This window comes from Variovorax sp. P2_H12 (assembly GCF_056403395.1).
The window spans coordinates 1-4,985 of record NZ_JBFUFO010000088.1; the positions used below are offsets into that span (position 1 = coordinate 1).

Here is a 4,985-nt window from a genome sequence, read left to right on the forward strand (position 1 = left end):
CCCGGCTTCATCAGCGCGCTCTCGCGCTCGTCCGGCGTGCGCACCTTCAGCACGATCTCGGCGCCGAACGCCCCCGCCGCATCCGTGATCTCGGCCCCCGCGGCCTGGTACGCCGCATCGGTCACGCTCGCAGCCACGCCCGCGCCCGCCTGCACACGCACCACGTGGCCCTGCGCCACGAGCTTCTTCGCGGTCTCCGGGGTCACGGCAACTCGGGTTTCGCCTGGCACAGTCTCGGCCGGCACGCCTATCTTCATACAGTCCGCCTCTCAGGATTCATTCGAATTCGATGATCACCGCGTCGAGCGCGAGCGCATCGCCGCGGCCTGCGTGAACCTTCGACACCACACCGGCGCGCTCGGCGCCGAGCGTGATTTCCATCTTCATGGCCTCGACGACGCACAGGGGATCGCCGGCCGCCACGGTCTGGCCCACTTCCGCGGAGATCGCGATGACCATCGCCGGCATCGGGCTGCGCAGTTGGGAACCGGTGGCCGCCTGCTGCCGCTTCGGCATCCACGCCAGCAGTTCAGCCTCGCGTGCCGACAGCACGCAGACCTCGGCCTGCGTGCCGGCATGGGCCAGCGTGGCGCCGTCGCCGGTGCGGCGAAACTGCATCGCCACCGCCTCGCCGTCGATCGAGCCCTTCCAGACCGGCTGCCCCGGCATCCAATCGGATATCACCTCGTGCACGATCCCCGGCAGATCGTCGAAGCCCACGCGCCAGTGGCCGCGCTGACCCTCGACCGTGACCCGATGCGCCGTAGATCCCAGAAGCACCACACGACGCCCGACTGCAGCGGCGCCCCCATCGGCCAGCGCGTCCATCGAGGCAGCGACCGCGGCCATGCGTTGCGCCGTGAGTCCTTCAGGCGGCGGCAACACGAAGCCCCCCTTGAACTCGTCGGCAATGAAAGCCGTCGACAGCTTGCCGGCGCGCCAGCGCGGATGACGCATCAGCGCAGACAGGAACGCAATGTTGTGCCGGATGCCTTCGATGGCAAAGGCATCGAGCGCGAGCGCCTGCTGGTCGATCGCCTCGGCCCGCGTGGGCGCGTGCGTCACCAGCTTGGCGATCATCGGGTCGTAGTGGATCGATATCTCGCCGCCCTCGTACACGCCGGTGTCATTGCGCACCGTGACGCCACCGTGCTCGCCTTCGACGGGTGGGCGGTAGGTGGTGAGCCGCCCGGTCGCAGGCATGAAGTTGCGCGTGGGGTCTTCGGCATAGACGCGGCTTTCGACCGCCCAGCCCTTCAGCCGGATGTCTTCCTGAGCGAACGCCAGCTTGCCGCCGGCGGCCACATGGATCATCTGCTCGACCAGGTCGATGCCCGTGATCAGCTCCGTCACCGGATGCTCGACCTGCAGCCGCGTGTTCATCTCCAGGAAGTAGAAGGACTTGTCCTGCCCGCAGACGAACTCGACCGTGCCCGCCGAGTCGTAGTTCACGGCGCGCGCCAGCGCCACGGCCTGCTCGCCCATGCGTCTGCGCGTGGCCTCGTCGAGCAGCGGCGACGGCGCTTCCTCGATCACCTTCTGGTTGCGGCGTTGAATGGAGCATTCGCGCTCTCCGAGATAGACCACGTTGCCGTGCTTGTCGCCCAGGACCTGGATCTCGATGTGGCGCGGATCGACGATGAACTTCTCGACGAACACGCGGTCGTCCCCGAAGGACGATGCCGCCTCGGACTTGGCGCGCGCATAGCCCTCGGCCACCTCGGCGGCCGAGGCCGCGATGCGCATGCCCTTGCCGCCGCCGCCGGCCGAGGCCTTGATCATCACCGGATAGCCGATCTCGTTGGCGATCTCCACCGCATGGGCCGGGTCCGAGATCACGCCCAGGTAGCCCGGCACCGTCGAGACCCGTGCCGCGCTGGCGCGCTTCTTGGATTCGATCTTGTCGCCCATCGCCTCCATCGCGCCCGGGTTCGGTCCGACGAACACGATGCCGGCCGCCTTCAGCGCCGTGGCGAAGGCCGCGCGCTCCGAGAGGAAGCCGTAGCCCGGATGCACCGCGTCGGCCCCGGTGCGACGGCAGGCCTCGATGATCTTGTCCATCACCAGGTAGGACTCGATCGCCGGCGCCGGTCCGATGTGGACGGCCTCGTCGGCCATCTGCACGTGCAGCGCCCGAGCGTCCGCATCGGAATACACCGCCACGGTCCGGATGCCCATCCGGCGCGCCGTCCTGATGATCCGGCAGGCAATCTCGCCGCGATTGGCGATCAGAATCTTGGAGAACATGGGGCTAGAGAGGTAGGTTGGCGTGCTTGCGCCAGGGCTGCGCACACGACTTCTGCGCCAGCAGTTCCAGTGCCCGCGCGAGGTGCCGGCGGGTCTGGCGCGGAGCGATGACATCGTCGATGTCGCCGCGGCGCGCCGCGGCGTCGGCCGCAAGGCGCTGCTGCGCCGCCTGCGGATCGTCGCCCAGCGCCACGGCGCCCTGGGCATTCAGGAGCCCGATCTGCGCGTCGGGCCAGGCATAGACCAGGTCGGCGCCGAGCGCGCGCGATCCCATCGCACCGCCCGCACCGCCCAAGGCCTTGCGCAGCACCACCGTCACGAGCGGGACTGTGGCCTGCGCGTAGGCGCACAGCAACTTGCCCACGTGCCGGGCAACGCCGCCGTGCTCCTGCGCGACGCCGGGCAGGAAGCCGGGCGTGTCGACGAAGCTGAGCACCGCGATGCCGAAGGCGTCGCAGAAGCGCACGAAGCGCGCCATCTTGCGGGCCGCATCGCAGTCGAGCACGCCAGCCAGCACCGACGACTGGTTGGCCACCACGCCGACGGTGCGGCCATCGACCCGCGCGAAGCCGATGACCGCATTCGAGGCGAAGTCGGACTGCAATTCGAAGAAGTCCGCTTCGTCGCTCACCTGCACGATGAGTTCCCTGACGTCGTAGGCGTCGGCATCGGCTTGCGGCACCAGCGTGTCCAGTGCAGGCGCCTCGCGGGCCGCGTCATCCAGGCAGCGCCGCTGCGTCGGCCCCGCGCGGTTGTGCAGCGGCAGGAAGCCGAACAAGCGGCGCAACTGGCGAATCGCCAGCACCTCGTTGTCGAACGCTCCATCCGCCAGGGACGAGGTCTTGCTGTGCACGCCTGCGCCCCCGAGTTGCTCGGCGCTCACCTCTTCGCCCGTCACCCGTTGGACCACGTCGGGGCCGCTGAGGAACAGGCTGCTGTCGTCGTTGGCCATGAAGACGAAGTCGGACAGCGGCGGCAGCAAGGCATCGGCGCCGGGACATCCGCCGACGATCAGCGAGATCTGCGGAACGACGCCGGAAGCGGCTGCGGCGTTGCGCACGATGGCGCCATGGCCGGCCAGCGCATCCATGCCGCTTTCGAGCCGCAAGCCGGCCGTGTCGAATATTCCGATGATCGGCACCCGGCCTTCCAGCGCGAGTTCCTGCAGCCTGCCTATCTTGCGGGCATGCACCTCGGCCAGTGTACCGCGGCTCACCGACATGTCCTTGGCGAACACGCACACGGCGCGGCCGCCGATGGTGCCGCGCACGGTGATCACGCCGTCGCCGCTGCAGGCGTCGTCGTGGCCCAGGCGGGGCCCCAGTTCGGTCGACGAACCTTCGTCGAGCAGCAAATCGACGCGTTCGCGTGCCGTCAGCCTGCCGCGGGCGTGCTGCGCTTCGGCCCAGGCCGCCCGCCCAGGGGCCGGCCCCGGCACGCGGCACGCGGCCGCCCGGTCGAGAATCGCTGCCATCGCCGGCTTCAGCGCTTCTTTTCGGCCACGTAGGCACGCAGTCGCGGAACGATCTCCTTGGCGATGATCTCGATCTGGTCCATCTCGTACTTGTACGGAACGAAGACCAGCTTCTGGACGCCGACGTCGATGTGCTCCTTGAGCTGGGCCACGCACTCGTCGACATTGCCCATGATGGCGCTGTCCATCGTCGACTGGCTGCCCTGGGCGATGTCGAAGTCGACATTCAGCCACTCCATCATCTTGCCCTGCACGGCTTCGCGCGAGGCGCCCACCATGATGGGCAGCTGGTTGCCGTTCATCAGCGTGGCCGGGTCCTTGTCCGCTTCAGTGGCGTATTTGCAGACCTTGGCCCAGGACTCGACGAAGGCCGCCGGCTTGTAGAAGTAGGTGAGCCAGCCGTCGCCATCGACCGCGGCGCGCTTGAGCACGCGGTCGGCATAGCCGCCGATCAGGATCGGGCAGGGATTCTGAACCGGCTTCGGGAACATCACGCCGGCCGGGATCTTGTGGTGCGTCCAGTCTCCGGAGACCACATCCTCGGTCCAGAAGCGCTTGAGGATCTGGAGGTTGTCGTCCATGATCTTGCCGCGCTCCTCGTAGGCCACGCCGACAGCGTCGAACTCGCGCTTGTACCAGCCGGCGGCCATGGCCATCAGCAGGCGGCCGTTGGACAGCTGGTCGATGCTCGACAGCTGCTTGGCCAGCACCACCGGATTGCGCAGTGGCAGCACCAGGATTCCGGTCGACAGCTTGATCTTCTTGGTGCGCGCGGCGATGGCCGTCAGCAGCGTCAGCGAATCGATGATCGGGAAGTGCGGATCGACGCCGAGCAGGATGTGGTCCCAGACCCAGATCGAGTCGAAGCCGAGTTCCTCCATGCGCACGCCGTACTGCACCAGCGCCTCCGCGTTCGGGATTTCCGGAAAGGCCGTGAAATTGCGCGCTGCAATGCCAAACTGTCCATGCAAGGTTGCCATCAATGTTCTCCAGTGATTCGATATTCGAAATGCGGATGCTCGACCCGCGTCATGCGATGTAGAGCCGGTCCGGGTCCAGCTTGCGCAGGGCCGCGAGTTCGGCCGCGCTCGGGACCTCGGTGGTCGCGATGTGCGTGTCGTGCAGCAGCGTGAAGCCGGTGTTGTCCTGCACCTGCTCCAGCGTGACGCCCGGGTGCAGCGCGACGATCTTCATGTGCCTGGTCTTGTCGTCGAAGCCGAAGATGCCCAGGTCGGTCACCACCCGGAACATGCCGCCGGCCAGC

At 67.8% G+C, this 4,985-nt stretch carries 3 protein-coding genes and 2 pseudogenes; all 5 read right to left on the reverse strand.

The genetic code is table 11. The features are described 5' to 3' along the window. Positions 1-257, reverse strand: a pseudogene (locus AC1DYK_RS35165) (NAD(P)(+) transhydrogenase (Re/Si-specific) subunit alpha); the annotation flags it as partial. A gap of 19 nt (positions 258-276) precedes the next feature. Beyond that, positions 277-2,247 carry an acetyl-CoA carboxylase biotin carboxylase subunit gene (locus AC1DYK_RS35170; RefSeq protein ID WP_478170490.1) on the reverse strand — a complete coding sequence of 657 codons (1,971 nt, stop codon included), beginning with the start codon at positions 2,245-2,247 and terminating at the stop codon, positions 277-279. 4 nt (positions 2,248-2,251) lie between these two features. Beyond that, positions 2,252-3,721: an acyl-CoA carboxylase subunit beta gene (locus AC1DYK_RS35175; RefSeq protein WP_478170491.1), complete on the reverse strand. Its 1,470-nt coding sequence runs from the start codon at positions 3,719-3,721 to the stop codon at positions 2,252-2,254. 8 nt (positions 3,722-3,729) lie between these two features. Beyond that, positions 3,730-4,701 carry an LLM class flavin-dependent oxidoreductase gene (locus AC1DYK_RS35180; RefSeq protein WP_478170492.1) on the reverse strand — a complete coding sequence of 324 codons (972 nt, stop codon included), beginning with the start codon at positions 4,699-4,701 and terminating at the stop codon, positions 3,730-3,732. Positions 4,702-4,750: 49 nt separating this feature from the next. Next, positions 4,751-4,985, reverse strand: a pseudogene (locus AC1DYK_RS35185) (CoA-transferase subunit beta); the annotation flags it as partial.